The organism is Micropruina sp., from assembly GCF_047606665.1.
In the GTDB taxonomy this organism is placed as follows: Bacteria; Actinomycetota; Actinomycetes; order Propionibacteriales; family Propionibacteriaceae; genus Micropruina.
On the sequence record NZ_JASGEF010000021.1, the window covers coordinates 1 to 21,459 of the forward strand.

Below are 21,459 nucleotides of genomic sequence, written 5' to 3' on the forward strand. Positions count from 1 at the left end.
CAGCCTCGTCATGCGACCTGCAGCGGTGTGATCGCCGCAATCTGATCGGCCACGCGATCCTCCGCGAGCTCCAACTCGTAGCGCGTCTGCAGGTTGAGCCAGAACTGCGCGGGCACCCCGAAGTAGCGCCCGAGGCGCAGTGCCGTATCGGCTGTGATGGCGCGCTTGCCATGCACGATCTCGTTGATCCGGCGCGGCGGCACGCCGATCGACACCGCCAGCTTGTTCTGTGTGATGCCGAACCCCTCGATGAAGTCCTCCATGAGGACCTCGCCTGGGTGGATCGGCGAGTAGATCTTCTCGGTCATCATCCCTCCTCAGTGGTAGTCCACGATCTGCACGTCGTCGGCGCCGCCGTCACTCCAGCGGAAGCAAATCCGCCATTGGTCGTTGATCCGGATGCTGTGCTGCCCCACCCGATCGCCCTTGAGTGCCTCCAAGCGGTTGCCGGGCGGAACGCGCAACACGTCCAACACAGTCGCCGCGTCGAGCAGATGTAGCTTCCTATTCGCCGTCTTGTGGATTCGTGGATCGATCCGCTTCGCCGGTTCACGACGCCAGACCAGTTCGGTGTCGCGGTCAGCGAACGATCGAATCACGTCGCCAGTGTATAACGCAGTTCGTCAATAACGCTAGACGTTAAATCGGAACTCCACGACGTCGCCGTCGGCCATGACGTAGTCCTTGCCTTCCAGGCGGACCTTGCCGGCGGCCTTGGCCTGCTGCATGCCGCCCAGCCGGATCAGGTCGTCGAAGGAGACCACTTCGGCCTTGATGAAGCCCTTCTGGAAGTCGGTGTGGATCACTCCGGCCGCTTCGGGGGCGGTGGCGCCCTTGCGAATGGTCCAGGCCCGAGCTTCCTTGGGGCCGGCGGTCAGGTAGCTCTGCAGACCGAGGGTCTCGTAGCCGACCCGGGCCAGGACATCCAGCCCCGGCTCGTCGATGCCCATCTCGACCAGGAACTCGCGGGCCTCGTCCGGCTCCATCTCGACCAGTTCGGATTCGATCTTGGCGTCCAGGAAGATCGCTTCCGCCGGCGCGACCAGTTCGCGCATCCGGTCCAGCAGAGCGGTGTCGGTGAGTTCGTCCGAATCGCAGTTGAAGACGTAGATGTAGGGCTTCGCGGTGAGCAGGAACAGTTCCCGCAGCGGCTCGCGGTCGACGCCGGCGGCGTAGATGCCGCGTCCGGAATCGAGGATCTGCTGCGCGGCCTGCACCGCTTCGAGGGTCTCCCGGCGGTCCTTGTTCAGCCGGGCCTCCTTCTCCAGCCGGGGGAGTGCCTTCTCGACGGTCTGCAGGTCGGCCAGGATCAGCTCGGTGGTGATGGTGTCGATGTCGTTGCCGGGGTTCACCGCGCCGTCGACGTGGGTGACGTCCGGGTCGCGGAACACCCGGGTGACCTGGCAGATGGCGTCCGCCTCTCGGATGTTGGCCAGGAAGGCGTTGCCCATGCCCTCACCGGCGGACGCGCCCTTCACGATGCCGGCGATGTCGACGAAGCTCACCGTGGCCGGCACGATCCGCTCGGAGCCGAACAGCTTCGCCAGCTGCCCCAGCCGCTCGTCCGGCACCCCGACCACCCCCACGTTGGGTTCGATGGTCGCGAACGGGTAGTTCGCCGCCAGCACCTCGTTGCGGGTGAGCGCGTTGAACAGGGTGGACTTGCCCGCGTTGGGCAGCCCGACGATGCCGATTGTCAAAGCCACGCGGGACAGCGTAGTGGGGCGTCCGCTGGTCGCTGTGCGGGAGCCTGGATACGGGAATCACTACCGTCCCGCAGGGAATTTCAGGGTCGGTGCCGGGGGGGTGTCCGCGGATGGTTCTCGACAAGCTCGACCAGCGGTCGGGACGAGCGGCAGTCAGTGTTCCCGCAACCGCGCGGTCAGCCGCTCCTTCACGGGCGGCCACTCGTCGGCCAGCATGCTGTACATCACCGTGTTGCGTACCGAGCCGTCCCGCCGCAGCTTATGGTGCCGCAGTTCCCCGTCGCGGTGCGCGCCGAGCCGTTCGATCGCCTGCTGGCTGGCGTAGTTCTCGTGGTCGGTGCGCCAGCCCACCACGGCGGCGCCCAGCGTCTCGAAGGCGTGGCTGAGCAGCAGTACCTTGCACGCGGTGTTGACGTGACTGCGCTGCACGCTGCGGCCGTACCAGGTGTAGCCGATCTCGGTCCGGCGCACCGTCTCGACGATGTCGTGGTAGCTGGTGCTGCCCAGCACCAGGCCGGTGGCGTCGTCGAGCACCGCGAACGGCACCCGGTCCGGCTCGGCCAGGGCGGTCTCGATGTAGCCGAGTTCCTCGCCCGGTGCCGGCACGCTGGTCACCCGCAGCCTCCACAGCTCACCGTCGGACGCCGCGGCGGCCAGCCCTGCCGCGTGCCCGACGGCCAGCGGCACCAGCCGGACGCCCCAACCGGTCAGCGTGACCGGCCGCACCCAGGACTGAGCCTGGCTCAACGCTGGTCCAGCGGCACGTAGGGACGCCGCTGGTAGCCGGTGTAGATCTGCTTGGGCCGGATGATCCGCTGATCGGGATCGGTCAGCTGCTCCTGCCAATGGGCGATCCAGCCGGCCGTCCGGGGCACCGCGAACAGCACCGTGAACATCTCGCTGGGGAAGTGGAGCGCCTCGTAGATCAGGCCCGAGTAGAAGTCGACGTTCGGGTACAGCTTGCGCGACACGAAGTACTCGTCGTTGAGGGCGATCTTCTCCAGCTCGAGGGCGATGTCGAGCAGCGGGCTCGTGCCGCGCACCTCGAACACGTCCTCCACGGCCTTCTTGATCACTTTGGCTCGCGGATCGTAATTCTTGTAGACGCGGTGCCCGAAGCCCATCAGCCGGCCTCGTCCGTTCTTGATGCCGTCGATGAACTCGGGCACCCGGTCGAGGGTGCCGATCTCGCGCAGCATCCGCAGCACGGCCTCGTTGGCGCCACCGTGCAGCGGTCCGAACAGCGCGCCGATGCCGGCGCCGCACGAGGTGTACAGGTCGTTGCCGGACGAGGCGACCGTGCGCACCGCGGTGGTCGAGCAGTTCTGCTCGTGGTCGGCGTGCAGGATGAACAGCACCTCCAGCGCGCGGGTCAGCCGCGGATCGGCCCGCCAGATGCGCTGCTGCGACTGGAACAGCATGGCCATGAAGTTCTCTACATAGCCGAGTTCCTCGTTGGGGTAGACCGGGTGGCGTCCGATCGAGTGCCGGAAGGCGGTCGCCGCCAGCGTAGGCATCTTGCCGAGCAGTCGGAACGAGTTGATCTCCCGCGATTCCGGGTCGGCGATTCGCCGCGACGACGGGTAGAAGGTCATCAGCGAGGCCACAGACGCCATCAGCTTCGCCATCGGGTGCGCGTCGTAGCGGAAGGCGCGAATGATCTCGTGCACGTTCTCGTGCACCAGGCGGTGGCGGTTGACCTCTTCGTCCCAGGTTTCGAGTTCGGACGCCGTCGGCAACTCGCCGTTGATCAGCAGGTAGGCGACCTCGAGGAAGGTCGAATGCTCGGCCAACTCCTCGATCGGGTAGCCGCGGTGCTCCAGGATGCCGGCGTCGCCGTCGATGTAGGTGATGGCGCTGCGACAGGCCGCGGTGTTGACGAAACCGGGGTCGTAGGACGACAGCGGCCCGCGGTCGGTGGGGATGGCGGACAGCCCCGTCGCGCGAATGGTGCCCTCCGCGATCGGTAGGTTGCCGGCGTAGTCACCAGCGCTGATGTGCAACGAATCGGCCATGGTCGCACCTTATGTAGGTGCGGCGAGGGCGGTCCCGGACGCCGGAGTCTGAGACCGCGTCCGGACCGGACGCCGAGGTGCTGTGAACCACAAGGGGCGGTTCCTTCCGGTTCAAGGAACCGTCCCTGGTGACCAAGGGAACCGTACACGGGTAGGCGGCTAGCCTCGCCGTGCACCGGCGAAAGGGGCAGTCATGCAAATGGCGATCGAACGTGGACCGGCCCGGATCGACCCCGCCGACCGCGCACAACTGGCCGAATCGCCGGTGTCCGCGCGGCGGGTGCTCAGCCTGTTCGTCGGCGACCGGGGACGCCTGATGGTGCTGACCCTGACCATCGTCGCGACGTCGGTGGCCGGTCTGGCCCAGCCCTTCCTGGTCCGCGAGGTGATCGACACCGCGCTGCCTCGGCGGGACACCGCACTGCTGGTCTGGTGCGTGATCGGCATGGTCGCGGTGGCCGCGGTCACCGGGTTGCTCGGGGTGGCCCAGACCTGGTTGGCGACCGAGGTCGGACAACGGGTGATGCACCGGCTGCGGGTCGGAGTGTTCGACCATCTGCAGGCGCTGGCACTGGACTTCTTCAAGCGCACCCGCGGCGGCGAAGCGCAGTCGCGGCTGACCAACGACATCGCCGGGCTGCAATCCGTGATCACCTCCACGGCAACCTCGGTGGCGTCCAATCTGACCACCGCAGTGGCGACGGCGGCGGCGATGCTGGCACTGAGCTGGCAGCTCACCCTGCTCACCGCCCTGGTGCTGCCGCCGGCGATCTGGACCACCCGCCGGGTCGCACTGGTCCGTCGCGACCTGACCACCCGCCGGCAGCACGCGCTGGCCGAGCTGCAAGAAGAGGTCCAGGAGTCGATGGGCATCAACGGGGCGACCCTGAACCGCACCCTCGGCCTGGCCGAACCCCGGCTGATCGAGTTCTCCGCCACCTCGGAGGAACTGGTCCAGCTGGAGTTGCGCTCCCAGCTGGCCGGCCGCTGGCGGATGGCCACCATGCAGATCGTCTTCGCCGCCATCCCGGCCCTGATCTACCTGGTGGCCGGCTTTCCGGCGCTGACCCCCGGCCTCACCGTCGGCACCCTGATCGCCTTCACCACCCTGCAGGTGTCGATCTTCCGGCCGATCATGGGTCTGCTCAACATCGGTGCCCAATGGGTGTCGTCGATGGCCCTGCTGAGCCGCATCTTCGGTTACCTCGACCTCCCGATCGGCGTCCCTGAGCCGGTGGACCCGGTGGCGATCGACCCGGCCGAGATCCGTGGCGAGGTGCGATTCGAAGGCGTCCGGTTCCGCTACCCGGACGGCGATCGGGACGTGTTGGCCGGGATCGACCTGACCATTCCGGCCGGTGGCTCGGTCGGCGTGGTCGGGGAGACCGGTTCGGGCAAATCGACGCTGGCGTCCCTGCTGGTCCGGCTGGACGACCCGACCGCCGGCCGGATCACCGTCGACGGCATCGACCTGCGCGACTTCGCCGCCGCCGACCGCAGCCGATTCATCGGCGTGGTCTCCCAGGAGACCTATCTGGTGCACGACACGATCCGGGCCAATCTGCTGCTGGCCAGGCCGGACGCCTCAGACGACGAGCTGTGGCGGGTGCTGCGGGCGACCCGGATCGCTGACCTGGTCAGCGAGCTCCCGGACCGACTGGACACCGTGGTGGGCGCCCGCGGCCATCGCTTCTCCGGCGGCGAGCGGCAACGGCTGGCCATCGCCCGGACACTGCTGCGGAACCCGCGCATCCTGGTGCTCGACGAGGCGACCAGCGCCCTCGACAACGACACCGAACGCGAGGTGCAGGCGGCCCTCGACATGCTGGCCCAAGGACGGACGACGCTGACCATCGCGCACCGGCTCTCCACGGTGGCCGACAGCGACGAGATCGTCGTGCTCGATCGCGGCCGGATCGCCGAGCGTGGCACCGAGGCCGCGCTGCGAGCCGCCGGCGGTCGGTACTCCCATCTGCTCGGTGAGGGCGCGCTCGCCGACGACCAGTGACGCGTGGACCAAGCCCGCCGGTTGGTCTGTCATACCGGTCGCTACCCGTCATCCCGCCATCTCGTCATCCCGTGCTCGACGCGGGATCTTGCGGCGGGTGTTCGGTTCGGTGTCGAGATCCCGGCGTCCGCCGGGATGACGAGGGACCTTTTCACGCGGACGAGGACTTTCCGTTCGGACGAGGGACCGTTCCGGTCGGGATGACGAGGAACCACGGGTCTCGACGGGCACCGGCGGCAGTCTCGACGGACGAAAGCGGCGCTCGGCGCGCAATACGATGCGGCAATGCTGATCGTCACCACCAACGACATTCCCGGCTACCGCATCGAGGCCGTATTCGGCGAGGTGATGGGCATGACCGTCCGCTCCGCCAACATCGGCGCGAACTTCGTCGCCAGCTTCCGAGCCATCGGCGGCGGCGAGGTGAACGAATACACCCAGCTGGTCTACGACTCGCGACAGCAGGTGATGGCCCGGATGTGGGAGCAGGCCACCCAGCGCGGCGCGAACGCGATCGTCGCCTGCCGCTTCGACACCGGCGAGATCGCCGCCCAGTTCTCCGAGGTCTGCTGCTACGGCACCGCGGTGGCTGTGGTGCCGATTCCCGAGGGCGAACCCGGCGCCACCCCGCAATCGATTGCGGACGCCAGGGCGCGCGGCCAGCAGCCGATCCGCTGACGCCACGCCGGGCGGCCGGATATCGCCGCCGAAACCCCCGTGACGAGGCACGATGGATGCGCTGAGTTGTCGACGATGAGGTTGCTGTGATGCGCGGTCTGCAAGGGTCTCCCGATCTGACCTTGGCGCCCGGACATTGGGTGCGGCGTGGCCTGATCGCCTGGCCCGCGGACGGTGTCCCAACTGGCGTCGACCCGGCCGGGCTCGATTGGCGGTTGCACTGGTCCCCGGACGGCGGCATCGACCCGGCCGCACGCGAGCCGGTCAGCTGGGAGACCGACGAGGTGGAGTTCGACCCGGCCGGTTTGCCCGAGGACGTGCTCGCCGAGCGTCCGCACCTGCGCGGCTACCTCTGCCTCCGGCTGGCCGAGCCCACCGCGTCCGATGCCGAGCGGATCCTGCGCGGCCAGGTGGTGCTGAGCCTGCATCAGGCGTCCGGACGCCTCGTCAACGCCGGCGCGCTGCAACTGCCCGGCGTCCTGGACGACATCTACGCCGCCGCCACCGAGGCCCGGCTCGGTCTCAGCTGGCAGGACCGGACGCCGACCCTGCGGCTGTGGGCGCCGACCGCGCAGGACGTCCGGCTGCGAATCTGGCGTCCGGACGACGACCTGCACGACCCCGGCCAGGCGCTGCCGGCCAACCGCGAACCGGACGGCTGCTGGTCGATCGCCGGCGCGCGGGACTGGAAGGCCGCCCGGTATCGCTGGGAGGTCACGGTCTACGCCCCCAGCGGACGCCGCCTGGTCACCAACCAGGTCACCGACCCCTATTCGATCTCGCTCACCGTCAACTCCACCCATTCGGTGATCGTCGACCTGGACGACCCCGCGCTGGCCCCTGAGCAGTGGCGGACGACCCCGCAGCCGCGCCTGCGGCACGCCGTCGACCAAGTGATCTACGAGCTGCACGTCCGCGACTTCTCGATCAGCGACAAATCGGTGCCGGCCGACGAGCGCGGCAGCTTCCTGGCCTTCACCCGCGACAGCCTCGGCACCCGGCACCTGAAACGCCTTGCCGAGGCTGGGTTGAACACCGTCCAGCTGCTGCCGACCTTCGACAACGCCAGCGTCGAGGAGGCCAAGGAACGACAGCGGCGTCCGGCCCAGGCCGAGTTGCGGGCGGCGCCCGCCGACAGCCCGCGCCAGCAACGGCTGATCGCCCTGACCGTCGCGAACAGCCCCTACAACTGGGGCTACGACCCGTGGCACTACCAGGCCGTCGAGGGCTCCTACTGCTCCAGCCTGGCCAGCGCCGAGGGTTCCGGACGGGTCCACGAGTTCCGCGCCATGATCGGGGCGCTGCACGGGCTGGGCCTGCGGGTGGTGCTCGACCAGGTTTTCAACCACACCGCCGGCCACGGGCAGAACACCAAATCGGTGCTGGACCGGATCGTCCCCGGCTACTACCACCGGCTCTCCCCGCTGGGGCACACCGAGCAGTCCACCTGTTGCCCGAACGTGGCGACCGAGCACGCTATGGCGCAGAAGCTGATGGTCGACTCGGTGCTGCTCTGGGCGCGCGACTACAAGGTGGACGGCTTCCGTTTCGACCTGATGGGGCACCACAGCCGCGACAACATGCTCGCCGTCCGGGCCGCTCTGGACGCCCTGACGCCGGAGCGCGACGGGGTCGACGGGCGTGCCGTCACGCTTTACGGCGAGGGTTGGAATTTCGGTGAGGTGGCGAACGACGCCCGCTTCGTCCAGGCCCGGCAGGGCAATCTGGCCGGCACCGGCATCGGCACCTTCAACGACCGGCTGCGGGACGCCGTCCGCGGCGGCGGACCGTTCGACCACGATCCGCGCGGGCAGGGCTTCGGCACCGGGCTGTTCACCGCGTCCAACGATGCCCCGATCAACGGCGACGGCTACCGGCAGCGCGACCAGCTGCTGCTCGACACCGACCTGATCCAGCTGGGGCTGACCGGCAATCTGCGCGACTACTGGCTGCCGTCCAACAGCCGCCGGCTGTTCGTCCGCGGGGACGAACTCGAATACAACGGCCAGCCGGCCGGCTACGCGTCCGAGCCGGACGAGGTGATCACCTACGTGGACGCCCACGACAACGAGACCCTCTTCGACGCGCTCACCCTGAAGCTGCCGATCGGCACCCCGATGGCCGACCGGGTGCGGCTGAACACCTTGTGCCTGGCACTTGCCACGCTCGGCCAGGGACCGGTGATGTGGCACGCCGGCGCCGACATCCTGCGCAGCAAGAGCCTGGACCGGAACTCCTACAACTCCGGCGACTGGTTCAACTTCCTCGATTGGACGATGACCGACAACGGCTTCGGCGCCGGGCTGCCGCCCGAGGACGACAACGGCCCGAAGTGGGACTTCTTCCGGCCGTTCCTGGCCGACGCCACCTTGAAGCCGACGCCGGCAGACATCGCCGAGGCGCATGCGCAGGCTCTGGATCTGCTGCGACTGCGGGCCTCCATCCGGCTGTTCCGGCTGGCGGCCGGCCATGAGGTCCGCACCAAGCTGACCTTCCCGGTCTCCAACACCGCCCACCAGGTGCCGGGTGCGATCGCGATGCGCATCGACGACACGGTGGGCGCGCCGAGCCAGGACGAATGGAGCAGCCTGGTCACGGTGTTCAACGCGACACCGCTGGCGGTCCGGCTGCCGGTACCCGGTCTGGACGGCCGACATGTGCTGCACCCGGTACAGGCCCGCGGTCACGACATGGTGGTGAAGGGTGCACGGGTCGAGGGCGAATGGGCACGGGTTCCGGCCCGCAGCTACGCGGTCTTCGTCAAGCCCAGATAGTCGGGCTTGCCGGCCGCTCACTTTCCGTTGCGCAATCAGGCGCTCGACCACGAGCCGGGTCCAGTGTCCGCATCGTCCATCGACTCCGACAGGCGGTCATACACTGATCGTTCCCGGACGCGAGGAGGCTGCGGTGAGGTCGGTGGTGCCACCAGGTCGTCGATCGCGGGGTCGCGTCCCGATCGTTGTCACGCCATGACCGGGTTCGATGTGGACGCCGTCCTGGCCGAGTTGACGCTGGCCGAGAAGGCGTCGTTGACCAGCGGTTCCGGGTTCTGGTGGACGGCGCCGATCAAGCGGCTCGGCGTGCCGGCGATCATGATGTGCGACGGTCCGCACGGGTTGCGCAGCCAGTCCGCCGGCGGCACCGGTTTCGCCAATGAGGCCGACCTGACCGCCACCTGCTTTCCGACCGCGTCGGCGCTGGCGTCCACCTGGAACCCGGCGCTGCTGCGCGAGATCGGCGCCGCGCTGGCCCAGGAGGCTCGCTGCAGGCGGCTCTCGATCATTCTCGGCCCGGGCCTCAACCTCAAACGTTCCCCCTTGTGCGGACGCAATTTCGAGTACTTCTCAGAGGATCCGCTGCTGGCCGGCGAGCTGGCCATCGGGATGGTCGAGGGCATCCAGGCCGGCGGCGACATCGGCGCCTCGGTGAAGCACTACCTGGCCAACAACTCCGAGACCGACCGGCAACGGATCGACGTCCAGGTCTCCCAGCGGGCACTCCGCGAGCTGTACCTGGCCGGCTTCGAGCGGGTGATCACCGCCGCCAAGCCATGGACGGTGATGTGCTCCTACAACGGCGTCAACGGCCAGCCCGTGTCGCAGAATCGCTGGGCGCTGACCGAGGTGCTGCGTGACGAGTGGGGTTTCGAGGGCGTCGTGGTCTCTGACTGGGGCGCCGTCTACGATCGGGTCGCGGCCCTGGCTGCCGGCACCGACCTGGAGATGCCGCCGCTGCTGCCGCACAGCCCGGACGCCCTGGTCGCCGCCGTCGAATCCGGTGCGCTGGACGCCGCGCTGCTCGACGCGCGGGCCCGCGCCATGCTGGAACTGGTGGCCAAGGGCATGGGGGTGCTGCACGCCGAGGAGACCTTCGATGCCGACGCCCACCACGCCCTGGCCCGCCGGGCGGCGGCCGAGTCGATCGTGCTGCTCGGCAACGACACCGGCCTGCTGCCGCTGGCGTCCGGCACCAGGCTCGCGCTGATCGGTGAGTTCGCCCGCACCCCTCGCTTCCAGGGCGCCGGATCGTCCGAGGTCAACCCGACCCGGGTCGACACCGCGCTGGACGCCCTGCGCGCCGAATTCCCCGAGTTGCTCTTCGCTCCTGGCTACACCCTGCCCGGTCAGCAGCCCGACAACTCGGCCGGTGCCGCCAGCCTGATCGCGGACGCCGTCGCCGCCGCCGGCGCCGCCGGCGTGGCGATCGTCCTGATCGGGCTGCCCGACCAGGCCGAATCTGAGGGCTGGGACCGCACCCACCTCGATCTGCCCGCCGATCAGCTGGCGTTGCTGGCCGAGGTGGCGGGGGTCAATCCGAATCTGGTCGTGGTGCTGGTGAACGGCGCCCCGGTCGATCTGCGTCCGGTGATGCCGCACGCGGCGGCCCTGGTCGAGGCCTATCTGGGCGGGCAGGCGTCCGGCGCCGGTCTGGCCGACGTGCTCACCGGGAGGGTCAACCCGGCTGGACGGCTCGCAGAGACCATCCCGTGGCGGCTGCGGGACAATCCCGCCCAGCTGAACTTCCCCGGCTCGGAACACGTCGTCCACTACGGCGAAGGCATCTTCGTGGGCTACCGCGGCTACGACGCGGTCGACGTCGACGTGGCATTCCCGTTCGGTTTCGGACTCTCCTACACCACCTTCGCGCACCACGATCTGACCGTCGATGTCATCGGCTCGGCCGCTGACGACACGCTGGCTGCCACCGTGGCGGTCACCATCACCAATACCGGCGACCGCGACGGCGTCGAAGTGGTCCAGGTCTATCTGCGGGACCCGGTCTGCAGCGTCGAGCGGCCGCTGCGCGAGCTGCGTGGCTTCGCTCGGGTCGCCATCGCGGCGGGGGAGTCGAGCCAGGTCAGCGTCGAGCTGGGCGCCCGTGCCTTCGCCTTCTTCTCGCAACGGTTCGGCCGCTGGGTGATCGAGGCCGGCGAGTTCGTGGTCGAGGTCGGCCGGCACTCCCGCGAGATCGTGCTCAGCCAGTCGATCCAGATCGAGGCGCCACGGGTCGCCGCCCCGCTCACCCGGCTCTCCACCCTGTTCGAGTGGGCCGATGACCCCGCCGGACGCGACCTGCTGGCCATGATCAGCGGTGACCAGGGCAGCAGCCGGCTGCTCGAGCCCGACACCATCCAGGGCATGGGCACCCAGCCGATGCAGAGCATTGCCGCCTTCCCCAGCCTCGGCGTCGACCTGACCCGACTGGACGCGGCAGTGGAACGGCTCTCGGCATCGGCCTAGTGCATCGGCCACCAACCTTCGCCCGCTGCGCGGCGCCCGGACGGCGCCTCGCTGCGTTCTCCTGATATGACTCCCTCGCCGGCGTTGCGAGGCATCCGACCGGACGCCGCCCGCCAGGGCGAACGTTGATGGCCGAGGCATTGCCGACTGTCTAGACTCCTGACCACATTTATTGGCAGGAGGGACCAATAATGGCCGTCACCGACACCGGGTTGACTCGCTCGGAGCGCCTCGACCGACTGCCGTTCACCCGCAAGCACGGCAAGCTCCTGGTCGGCTCGGGCATCGGCTGGGCCCTGGACGCGATGGACGTCGGGCTGATCTCGTTCGTGATGGCTGCGCTGGCCACCCACTGGAAACTGGACGCCGGCACGCTGTCCTGGATCGGCTCGATCGGCTTCGTCGGCATGGCCATCGGCGCCTCGCTGGGTGGCCTGCTCGCCGACCGGGTCGGACGCCGCCAGGTGTTCGCGCTGACCCTGCTGGTCTACGGCATCGCCACCGGGGCATCCGCGCTGGCCGGCAGCGTGGCGCTGCTGATCGTGCTGCGCTTCGTCGTCGGCATCGGTCTGGGTGCCGAACTGCCGGTGGCGTCCACCCTGGTCAGCGAGTACGCGCCGAAGGCGATCCGCGGCCGGGTAGTGGTGGCCTTGGAGGCGTTCTGGGCGTTCGGCTGGATCCTGTCCGCGCTGATCGGCTACCTGGTCGTCCCGGCCTCCGCCGACGGCTGGCGCTGGGCTCTGGCGGTCGGCATCGTCCCGACCATCTACGCTGCGGCGGTGCGCTGGGGGCTGCCCGAATCCGTCCGGTTCCTGGAGGCCAAGGGGCGGGTCGCCGAGGCCGAGGACGCCGTCCGCAGCTTCGAGGAGTCGGCCGGCGTCGCCCCGGTGCCCAGTCCGGACGTGGCGCCGGCGTCCGCTGCCGCCACCGACTCGATCTGGTCACCGGTCTACCGGGCCCGCACCACCGCGCTGTGGGCGGTCTGGTTCTGCATCAACCTGTCCTACTACGGCGCGTTCATCTGGATTCCCACCCTGCTGGTGCAGCGCGGCTTCCCGCTGGTCCGCTCGTTCGAGTTCACCCTGATCATCACCCTCGCCCAGGTCCCCGGCTACGCGGCCGCCGCGTGGCTGATCGAGAAGTGGGGACGCCGGGCGACGCTGGCCACCTTCCTGGCCGGCTCGGCCATCGCGGCCGCCGCGTTCGGCTTCGCGACCACCGAGACGATGATCATCGTCACCGGCTGCGCACTGTCGTTCTTCAACCTCGGCGCCTGGGGTGCGCTGTACGCGGTCGGACCCGAGATCTACCCGACCGGGGTGCGCGGCAAGGGCACCGGCGCCGCGGCCGCGTTCGGACGGATCGCGTCCATGATCGCGCCGCTGAGCGTCCCGCTGATGCTGGGTGCCGGCGGCCCGGTGCTGCTCTTCGGCGTCTTCGGGGTGGCCTTCCTGCTCGCCGCCGGGGCGTCCCTGGCGCTGCCCGAGCAGACCGGTCGCGCACTGGACGCCTGAGAGGTTCTGTCGAGCCGGGGCGACGGGGGAGGCGTCCGTTCCGTGGTTACCAGCGTGAGTTTCCACGCAAAATGCGAGACTGCCGAGGGCGCCTCCCCAACCCGGCCACCCAGCCAATAGGGTTGGCGTGTTCGTTCTCCGTCGTCTCCCGCGCAGTGAGGCGCGACATCCGAGAGGAAGACCTGATGAGCAATCTGACGTGGACCCAGCGGGATGCGAAGGCGGTCGACACCGCCCGCGTGCTGGCCGCCGACGCCGTCGAGAAGGTTGGCAACGGCCACCCGGGGACCGCCGTCTCGCTGGCACCGATCGCCTACCTGCTGTACGCGAAGCTGATGAAGTCCGATCCCTCCGACCCGCGCTGGCTGGGCCGCGATCGCTTCGTGCTGTCGGCCGGGCACTCGTCGCTGACCCAGTACACCCAGCTCTACCTGCACGGCTTCGGGCTGGAGCTCAGCGACCTGGAGAGCCTGCGGACCTGGGACTCGCTGACCCCCGGCCACCCCGAGTTCGGTCTGACCAAGGGCATCGAGTGCACCACCGGTCCGCTGGGCGCCGGCGTGGCGAACGCCGTCGGCTTCGCGATGTCGGCCCGCCGCTCGCGCGAGCTGTACGACCCCGAGGCGACTCCGGGCACCTCGGTGTTCGACCACAACGTGTACTGCATCGCCGGCGACGGCTGCATGCAGGAGGGGGTCTCGGGCGAGGCGTCCTCGCTGGCCGCCACCCAGAACCTGGGCAACCTGTTCCTGATCTACGACGACAACCGGATCTCGATCGAGGGCGACACCAAGATCGCCTTCTCCGAGGACGTCCAGGCCCGCTACGCCGCCTACGGCTGGGACACCTACCACGTCGACTTCACCAACGGCTTCACCACCTACGAAGAGAAGGTGGCCGAGCTCTACGACGTCCTGGAGCAGGCCAAGCAGGTCACCGACAAGCCGCACTTCATCAAGGTCACCACCATCATCGGCTGGCCGCTGCCGAACAAGCAGGGCGACCACAGCGTCCACGGCTCCAAGCTGGGCGCCGCCGAGATCACCGGACTGAAGGAGAAGCTCGGTTTCGAGGACACCCCGTTCGCGATCGACACCGCGCTGGTGGACGCCGTCCGCGCCGATTCCGCGGCCCGCGCCAAGGAGCTGCGCGCCGAGTGGGACCCGCGCTACGAGGCCTGGCGGGCCGCCAACCCCGAGAAGGCCGAACTGCTCGACCGGGTCGTCGCCCGCGAGGCGCCGGCCGACCTGGACGCCGCGCTGCCGGTCTTCGAGCCCGGCTCGATGGCCACCCGCGCCGCGTCCGGCAAGGTGCTGTCGGCGCTGGCCAATGCGGTGCCCGAGCTGTGGGGCGGTTCGGCCGACCTGGCCGGCTCGAACAACACCACGATGGCCGGGGTGAACTCGTTCATCCCCGCCGAGCGATCCAGCCATGAGTTCACCGGCGCCCCCGGCGGCCGCACGCTGCACTTCGGCATCCGCGAGCACGCCATGGGCAACATCGCCAACGGCATCACCATGGACGGCCTCACCCGGGTCTACTGCGCCACCTTCCTGGTGTTCTCCGACTACATGCGGACGACGCCTCGGCTGGCCGCGCTGTCGCACGTCCCGACCACCTTCGTGTGGACCCACGACTCGGTGGGTGTGGGCGAGGACGGCCCGACCCACCAGCCGGTCGAGCACGTGATGAGTCTGCGGCTGATGCCGAACATCGACGTGGTCCGTCCGGGCGACGCCAACGAGACCGCGCACGCCTGGGCCCAGATCCTGCGGACGAAGAACCGTCCGGCGGCGCTGATCCTGTCCCGGCAGAACGTGCCGACCCTGGACCGGTCCGAGGGCTCCGGGCTGGCCGGAGCCGAGAACACCGTGCGGGGCGGCTACGTGCTGAAGGAAGCCTCGTCCGAACCGCAGGCGATCCTGATCGGCACCGGTTCCGAGTTGCAGGTGGCGCTGGCCGCGGCCGAGGCGCTGGAGGCCGACGGTGTGGCGGCACGGGTGGTGTCGCTGCCGTGCGTGGAGTGGTTCAAGGCCCAGGACGCCGAGTACCAAGAGCAGGTGCTGCCGTCCGGCACCCCGAAGGTCGTGGTCGAGGCCGGCGTGGTGGTGGGTTGGAAGGACCTGCTGGGCGCCAACACCGAGGCGATAGGCATCGACCACTTCGGCGCGTCCGCCGATGGCGCGCTGCTGTTCGAGAAGTACGGCGTGACCGCCGACGCGGCCGCCGCGAAGGCCAAGGCCCTGATCGGCTGAGGCCCGGCTCCTCATCCTCACCGGCGATCCGGGCACCGCGTGGCGGTGCCCGGATCGCTGCCGTCCGGTCCCTGTCAGGTGGTCGCCGAAATGCCATCGATGTGATCTCCGCCCGGGACGCCGTCCGGGCATTGACAGGTTTGCTGGCCGGTGCCGAACAGAACGTCGAAACGGCGTCCGGCTTCACCGGGGCCATCGCGGAGGCGGTCAAGGCATTCCAGAAGGTCGCCGGCCGTCCGGTCACCGGAAAGCTGGACGACCGCACCTGGGCCGCCCTGTTCATGACCTTGGACGCCCCAACGCCGAAGGTCACCGGCCGGGCTCAGGTCGGCCAGAAGCTCACCGCCGCCGCCGGCTCGTGGGGTCCGGGCTCGGTCGGGCTCGCCTACCAGTGGTACCGCGGCGAGACCGCCGTCGCCGGTGCCACCAAGGCGACCTACCGGCTGACCTCGAAGGACAAGGGCATGGCGATCAGCGTCGCGGTCCGCGGCAGCAAGGCCGGGCTACACGGCGGCCGAGAAGAAGGTCACGGTCTCCGTCGCCACATGACGCCGGCGCCCGGCGTCACCACTCGCCGGCGCAGGTGATCTTCAGGGTGACCGGAACGGGGCCGGACGCCTTGCCGTTCTCGGTGTTCGCCAGCATTCCGGTCACCGCGAAGCCGGAGCCGCTGCCGGTCAGCTTCGCCGACGTGCCCTCGGCCTGCGGCTCGGCCCGGTAGGCGAGCGTGCGGGTGACCTGGTCGGAGTCCTCGCCCAGGGCGATCGTCAGCCTCGTCACGGCGTTCTTCCGCGCGTTCAGCACCAGGGTGACGTCGATCGTGCCGAAGAACTCGTTGGACCGGTCGGCCACCGCCAGGGTGGGTGCTCCGGAGGCCGTCCGGCAGGTGCCGGCCAGTTTCGTGCTGGCCTCGCTGTAGAGCGTGAGCGAACCGGTCGCCTTCGCCACCGGGGCGAGAGACGGCGTCTCGCTGGTGGACGGGGTGCCGGTGGTCGCGGTCGTGCTCGACCCGGACGGCGAAGCGCTCTCGGACGCGGTCTCCGAGACCGACGGTGCGCCCGGCGTCGGGACGGGAACCGGCGGTGTCTTGGCGCAGCCGGTGAGTGCCGCGTCGACCCCGAGGGCCACGGTCACCGCGGCTGCTGCCCACCGGCGCCCGGCACGGCGCCCATCGTGTCGTGTCACATCGTCCATGCTGGACCGGGCCGCGCCGGTCGGCGACCCGACGCGCCACGGCATGGGCGACCGATTTCCGGTGTCCGCCCACGGCGAGGCGCGGTGCCGGGAACGGTGGACGCGGGCTCACTCGGCATACGCTGGGCGGCATGGATCCTCTCGGCATGCTGTCCTCGCTGCTGCGCAAATCCCCGGTCGGCGACCAGGTCATCCTCGAGCTCGACCTCGATCACTCGGTGCTCAGCAATGCGCCGGCGAATCCGCTGGAGGCGTTCAAGCTGATCAACGCCCCGACCATGCGGGCGCTGCGCGACGGTCTGCGGACGGCGTCCGGCGACCCGGCGGTGGCCGGGCTGATCCTGCACCTCGGCACCTGTCCGATCACCGCCGCGCAGTGCTGCGAACTGGCCGATCTGGTCGCCGGTTTCGGCACGCACAAGCCGGTCTGGGCCTATACCGAGTCGTTCGGCGAGTTCAGCAACGGCCTGCTGCCCTACACCCTGGCGGCGCACGCCGACCAGGTGTGGCTGCAGCCCTCCGGCGAACTCGGGCTGGGCGGCGTCCGGGCGCAGATCACCCTGCTGCGCGGCGTCTTCGACAAGGTCGGCGTCGAGCCGCAGTTCGGGCAGCGCAAGGAGTTCAAGACCGCGGCCGACAGCTACGCCGCCCACGAGATCAGCGCCGCCAACGCCGAGATGACGCAGCAGATCGCCAATTCGATCGCGCACTGGGCCGTCGAGACGATCGCCCAGCGCCGCGGCCGGACCGCCGAGCAGGTCTGGTCCACCGCGGACGCCGGCACCCTCACCGCCGAGCAAGCCGTCGAGCGGGGCCTGGTCGACCGGATCGGCTATCGCGACGAGGTCTACGCCCAGGCCCGCGCGGCCTGGGCCGCGACCGACGGAGGGCTGCGCTTCGTGCACCGGTACGCCAAGGTGTCCGCCGCCAAAAGCCTGGTCAAGGCCCGGTTCAAGCCGGCCGTAGCGGTCGTCGAAGTGCGTGGCGCGATCGTCACCGGACGCCCGCAGCGCCAGGCCGGCGGACAGCCGACGGCGGCGTCCGAGGTGGTCTGCCAGCATCTGCGGGCGGTCGCCGCCGACGAACAGGTCAAGGCCGTGGTGCTGCGGGTCGACTCGCCCGGTGGCTCCTACATCGCCTCGGACGCGATCCGCCGCGAGGTGCTCCGGCTGCGCGAATCCGGGCGTCCGGTGGTGGCCTGCATGGCCGACGTCGCGGCGTCCGGCGGCTACTTCGTGGCGATGCCGGCCGACGAGATCGTGGCGCAACCCACCACGCTGACCGGTTCGATCGGCGTCCTGGCCGGAAAATTCGTCACCACCGAGCTCAAAGAGAAGCTGGGCCTGGTGCTCAGCGACGTCACCGCCGGCGCCTGGGCGTCGTTCATGTCGTCCAACAGCCGGTTCACCGACGAACAGTGGGCCGCGCTGGACCGCCGGCTGGACGCCATCTACGCCGACTTCACCGGCAAGGCCGCCGCCGACCGGGGCATGGCGCTCGACGTCCTGGAGCCGCTCGCCCACGGCCGGGTCTGGACCGGGATCGACGCCCATCAGCGCGGCCTGGTCGACCACCTCGGCGGCATGGGGACGGCGATCGACCGGGCCTGCGCACTGGCCGGGCTGAGCCGTGACGACGCCGTCGTCCGGCCGGCGTCGATGCTGGGCTTCCTGAAGCAGCTCCGGCCGGCCGAATCCAGCGAGTCGATCATGGCCGCGACGACCTTCGCGCCTGCCCGGTTCGACCTGGACTCGCTGATCAGTGCCGCGGCCGAGCGGCTCGGCCTGGTCGCGACCGGCGTGCTCAGCCTGCCGTTCGCGATCGAGGTGGACGCCGGCCTGGGCCGGTAACCCAGTAGAGGCCGGCGATCCCGAAAACCCACGGGTCGATTGCTCTCCGCCGGCGTGTCGCCCGCTGATTCGGAATCGACTCCGGGATTTTCGGGAAACTCCGGTTGCTCCTGGGCGAGGGACGTCGCCAGTGAGGCTCGCCGGACGACCCGGTACGCTGTCGGCTATCCGGTGTGCCATCGCAGTCATCCGGTGCCGCTCGCTGCGGCACCCGGTCGATGGATTGAGGCTGAGCCGACACCTGTTGCAGACCGTCAGGAGCCTCTGTGTCCACCACCGACAAGCCAGTGCGGCGCGGCCGTCGACTCGCCCTGTGGGTGACCGGAGGCGCCCTGGTCGTGCTCGGCGGCGGCTACGTCGCCGGCCATGCCCTGGCCGGCGACAAGACGCCCCGCAACGCCACCGTGGCTGGCATCGGCATCGGCGGGATGAGCGCCGACGCGGCCGCAGCCACGCTGCAGGCTGAGCTGGGTCCGCGGCTGAGCCGGGAATTGACCGTCACCGCCGGCACTCAGACCCTGCGGACCGCCGCCGCCGACCTCGGGCTGGGCATCGACTACGCCGCGACCGTGGCGCGCTCGGGCGCCGGCCGCACCTGGAACCCGGCCGACATCGTCACTGTGCTGACCGGAGGCGGCGAGCAGCGGCCGGTGGTCACCCGCGACGAGGCCACGCTGACCGCCGCGGTGAGCGGGCTGGCCGCCAAGGCCGAGAGCAAGCCCACCAACGCCGGGCTCAGCGTCAAGGGCACCACCATCGTCCGCTCCGAGGGGAAGCCGGGCGTGGCCGTCCAGCAGCCGCAGACGGCGGACGCCATCGCCGGCGCCTTCATCGACAGCACGACCGTGGCGGCCGTCGTCGCCGAGATCGAGCCGGAGATCAGCACCGCCGAGGCCGACCAGGTGGCCAACACCGTCGGCACGGCCGCACTGGGGTCGCCGATCGCCGTCCGGACCGGGTCGTCCGGATCGTTCCAGCTGACGCCGGCGATGATCGCCGCGGCGCTGCGGTTCGAACCGGACGGCGGCACCCTGAAGGCCGATCTGGACGCCGACAAGCTGACCAAGGCGGCGGCCAGGCAGATCAAGGGCCTCGGGCTGAAGCGGCCGAAGGACGCCACCATCACCATCGCGGGCGGCAAGCCGAAGATCGTCGCATCCGTGGACGGCATCGGCATCGAGCCGAAGGCGCTCGCGAGCGGTGCGGCGAGCGTGCTGGACCAGGGCGCCGGACGTTCGATCACCGTCGAGGCGACGGTGCAGAAGGCCAAGTTCACCACCGCGGACGCCAAGAAGCTCGGGGTCAAGGAGATCACCGGAGCGTTCACCACCTACTATCCGGGCTCGGCCTACCGGGTGAACAACATCGGAAAAGCGGCCCGGATGATCAACGGCACCTTCCTCAAGCCCGGTGAGACGTTCAGCATGAACGCCACCCTGGGCAAGCGGACGGCGGCGGCCGGCTGGATGCGCGGTGGCGGCATCGCCAACGGAAAGATCGATCCCAACATCTACGGCGGCGGCATCTCGCAGGCCACCACCACCACGTTCAATGCGATCTTCTTCGCCGGCCTCGAAGATATCTACCACAAGCCGCATTCGCTGTACTTCGACCGCTACCCGGTCGGCCGGGAGGCCACCCTGGACTGGGTCAGCGTCGACATGAAGTTCCGCAACGACTCGCCCTACGGTGTGGTGCTGCAGGCCTGGACGACCGGCAAGGTCGGCCAGACCGGTTCGGTCACGGTCCGGGTCTGGTCGACCAAGCGCTACACCGTGAAGGCGTCCACCGCGGTCCGCAGCAACTACCGCTCACCCGGCCCGACCCAGTACGACCCGTCGCCCGGCTGCGTGTCGCAGAGCGCGATGAGCGGCTTCGACGTCCGGTTCAACCGGCTGTTCTACCAGGGCAAGAAGCTGGTCAAGACCGAGCCGTTCTTCTGGCGCTACAACACCCTCACCCCGGTGGTCTGCGGCAAGAAACCCTGACGCCACAGGCACGTTGCCGAGGCCCCTTCTCGGGTTGCGTTTGTCTCCGCGGAATGGGCTCTCTTGGTCACTGGGGACGGTTCTCGGGTCCGCCTCCACTCATCGACGGCATAGGCTGATCTCTTGTGAGTGCTGTGCTGATGCCGGGCAAACCGGTTGCCGATGCTGTCTTCGCCGACCTCGAACCGCGGATCGCGGCGTTGCGTGCCGCCGGGCACAATCCAGGGCTGGGCACGATCCTGGTCGGCGACGATTCGGCGTCCGCCGGCTACATCAGAATGAAGCAGGAGCGCGCGGCGTCCCTGGGCTTCGGCGGACGCCACGTGCAGTTGCCCGGCGACGCCAGCCAGGCTGACCTGATCGCCGCGATCCGCGATTTCAACACCGACGACGGGGTGGACGCGGTGCTGATCCAGCACCCGATCCCCGGCCACCTCGACTATGAGGCGGCGCTCGCCGAACTCGACCCCGACAAGGACGCCGACGGCGCCCACCCGTTCAACATGGGACGCCTGGCGCTGGGCATGCCGGGCCCGCTGCCCTGCACCCCGGCCGGCATCGAGGCATTGCTGCTGCACTACGAGATCCCGGTTTCCGGACGCAACGTGGTGGTCCTCGGCCGCGGTTTCACCCTGGGTCGGCCGCTGTCGATGCTGCTGTCGCTGAAGCGGCCGGGCGGCAACGCCGCGGTCACCGTGGTGCACACCGGCGTCCCGGACTGGGCCGACTACACCCGGCGCGCCGACATCGTGATCGCCGCGGCCGGGGTGCCCGGCATCCTGCGGCCCGAACACCTCGGCTCCGGCCAGGTGGTGGTAGGCGGCGGCGTCCGCTACGAGGGACGACGGCTGCTCCCTGACGTCGACGAGTCCTGCAACGAGGTGGCCGGCTGGATCACCCCGCGGGTCGGCGGGGTCGGCCCGACCACCATCGCCATGCTGTTCCGGAACACCGTCGAGGCCGCCGAGCGGCGCGCTGCTCGCTGAGCGGCAGCAGCACGCCTCCGCCTGG

At 69.7% G+C, this 21,459-nt stretch carries 16 protein-coding genes; 10 read left to right on the plus strand and 6 right to left on the minus strand.

All coding sequences use genetic code 11. The annotated features are described in order from the left end of the window. Window positions 1-8 precede the first annotated feature (8 nt). The 5 genes from QM619_RS04650 to QM619_RS04670 all read right to left on the minus strand — a co-directional run bounded on the left by QM619_RS04650 (window position 9) and on the right by QM619_RS04670 (window position 3,721). Window positions 9-308 carry a HigA family addiction module antitoxin gene (locus QM619_RS04650; RefSeq protein WP_415104799.1) on the minus strand — a complete coding sequence of 100 codons (300 nt, stop codon included), beginning with the start codon at window positions 306-308 and terminating at the stop codon, window positions 9-11. 9 nt (window positions 309-317) lie between these two features. After that, window positions 318-599: a type II toxin-antitoxin system RelE/ParE family toxin gene (locus QM619_RS04655; protein ID WP_415104801.1), complete on the minus strand. Its 282-nt coding sequence runs from the start codon at window positions 597-599 to the stop codon at window positions 318-320. Window positions 600-632: 33 nt separating this feature from the next. Continuing rightward, on the minus strand, window positions 633-1,706 hold the full coding sequence (gene ychF, locus QM619_RS04660; RefSeq protein ID WP_415104803.1) for a redox-regulated ATPase YchF: 1,074 nt from the start codon (window positions 1,704-1,706) through the stop codon (window positions 633-635). Between the two features lie 153 nt (window positions 1,707-1,859). Next, on the minus strand, window positions 1,860-2,453 hold the full coding sequence (locus tag QM619_RS04665) for a GNAT family N-acetyltransferase (RefSeq protein WP_415104805.1): 594 nt from the start codon (window positions 2,451-2,453) through the stop codon (window positions 1,860-1,862). Continuing rightward, the gene (locus QM619_RS04670; RefSeq protein ID WP_415104807.1) at window positions 2,450-3,721 is read right to left on the minus strand and encodes a citrate synthase; all 1,272 of its coding nucleotides are present in this window, start codon (window positions 3,719-3,721) and stop codon (window positions 2,450-2,452) included. The genes QM619_RS04665 and QM619_RS04670 overlap by 4 nt, the downstream gene beginning before the upstream one ends. Before the next feature lie 199 nt (window positions 3,722-3,920). On the opposite strand from QM619_RS04670, the gene QM619_RS04675 reads away from it, so the two are divergent. From QM619_RS04675 to QM619_RS04705, 7 genes are all read left to right on the plus strand, one after another. Continuing rightward, window positions 3,921-5,729: an ABC transporter ATP-binding protein gene (locus QM619_RS04675; RefSeq protein WP_415104809.1), complete on the plus strand. Its 1,809-nt coding sequence runs from the start codon at window positions 3,921-3,923 to the stop codon at window positions 5,727-5,729. Between the two features lie 285 nt (window positions 5,730-6,014). After that, window positions 6,015-6,407 (plus strand): YbjQ family protein, encoded by a 393-nt coding sequence (locus QM619_RS04680; protein ID WP_415104811.1) that lies wholly within the window; start codon window positions 6,015-6,017, stop codon window positions 6,405-6,407. Between the two features lie 89 nt (window positions 6,408-6,496). Continuing rightward, window positions 6,497-9,181, plus strand: a complete 2,685-nt coding sequence (gene pulA / locus QM619_RS04685) for a pullulanase-type alpha-1,6-glucosidase (protein WP_415104813.1) — start codon at window positions 6,497-6,499, stop codon at window positions 9,179-9,181. 195 nt (window positions 9,182-9,376) lie between these two features. After that, window positions 9,377-11,647 carry a glycoside hydrolase family 3 C-terminal domain-containing protein gene (locus tag QM619_RS04690; protein WP_415104815.1) on the plus strand — a complete coding sequence of 757 codons (2,271 nt, stop codon included), beginning with the start codon at window positions 9,377-9,379 and terminating at the stop codon, window positions 11,645-11,647. A 191-nt stretch (window positions 11,648-11,838) separates the two neighbouring features. Continuing rightward, the gene (locus tag QM619_RS04695; RefSeq protein ID WP_415104817.1) at window positions 11,839-13,161 is read left to right on the plus strand and encodes an MFS transporter; all 1,323 of its coding nucleotides are present in this window, start codon (window positions 11,839-11,841) and stop codon (window positions 13,159-13,161) included. A gap of 182 nt (window positions 13,162-13,343) precedes the next feature. After that, complete coding sequence (gene tkt, locus QM619_RS04700) at window positions 13,344-15,416, plus strand: transketolase (protein WP_415105065.1); 2,073 nt, start codon at window positions 13,344-13,346, stop codon at window positions 15,414-15,416. A gap of 101 nt (window positions 15,417-15,517) precedes the next feature. After that, window positions 15,518-16,003, plus strand: coding sequence for a peptidoglycan-binding domain-containing protein (locus QM619_RS04705; RefSeq protein WP_415104819.1), 486 nt, complete (start codon window positions 15,518-15,520; stop codon window positions 16,001-16,003). On the opposite strand, the gene QM619_RS04710 is transcribed toward QM619_RS04705, so the two are convergent. Then, window positions 15,981-16,601 carry a hypothetical protein gene (locus QM619_RS04710; RefSeq protein ID WP_415104821.1) on the minus strand — a complete coding sequence of 207 codons (621 nt, stop codon included), beginning with the start codon at window positions 16,599-16,601 and terminating at the stop codon, window positions 15,981-15,983. The two genes, QM619_RS04705 and QM619_RS04710, sit on opposite strands and share 23 nt — an antisense overlap. A gap of 140 nt (window positions 16,602-16,741) precedes the next feature. Here QM619_RS04710 and sppA point away from each other — a divergent pair, with 140 nt between their 5' ends. The 3 genes from sppA (at window position 16,742) to QM619_RS04725 (ending at window position 21,434) form a co-directional block, all read left to right on the plus strand. Next, window positions 16,742-18,460, plus strand: a complete 1,719-nt coding sequence (gene sppA, locus QM619_RS04715) for a signal peptide peptidase SppA (RefSeq protein WP_415104823.1) — start codon at window positions 16,742-16,744, stop codon at window positions 18,458-18,460. Window positions 18,461-18,726: 266 nt separating this feature from the next. Continuing rightward, window positions 18,727-20,448 (plus strand): VanW family protein, encoded by a 1,722-nt coding sequence (locus QM619_RS04720; RefSeq protein ID WP_415104825.1) that lies wholly within the window; start codon window positions 18,727-18,729, stop codon window positions 20,446-20,448. 125 nt (window positions 20,449-20,573) lie between these two features. After that, the gene (locus QM619_RS04725) at window positions 20,574-21,434 is read left to right on the plus strand and encodes a bifunctional 5,10-methylenetetrahydrofolate dehydrogenase/5,10-methenyltetrahydrofolate cyclohydrolase (RefSeq protein ID WP_415104827.1); all 861 of its coding nucleotides are present in this window, start codon (window positions 20,574-20,576) and stop codon (window positions 21,432-21,434) included. The last annotated feature ends 25 nt before the right edge of the window (window positions 21,435-21,459 follow it).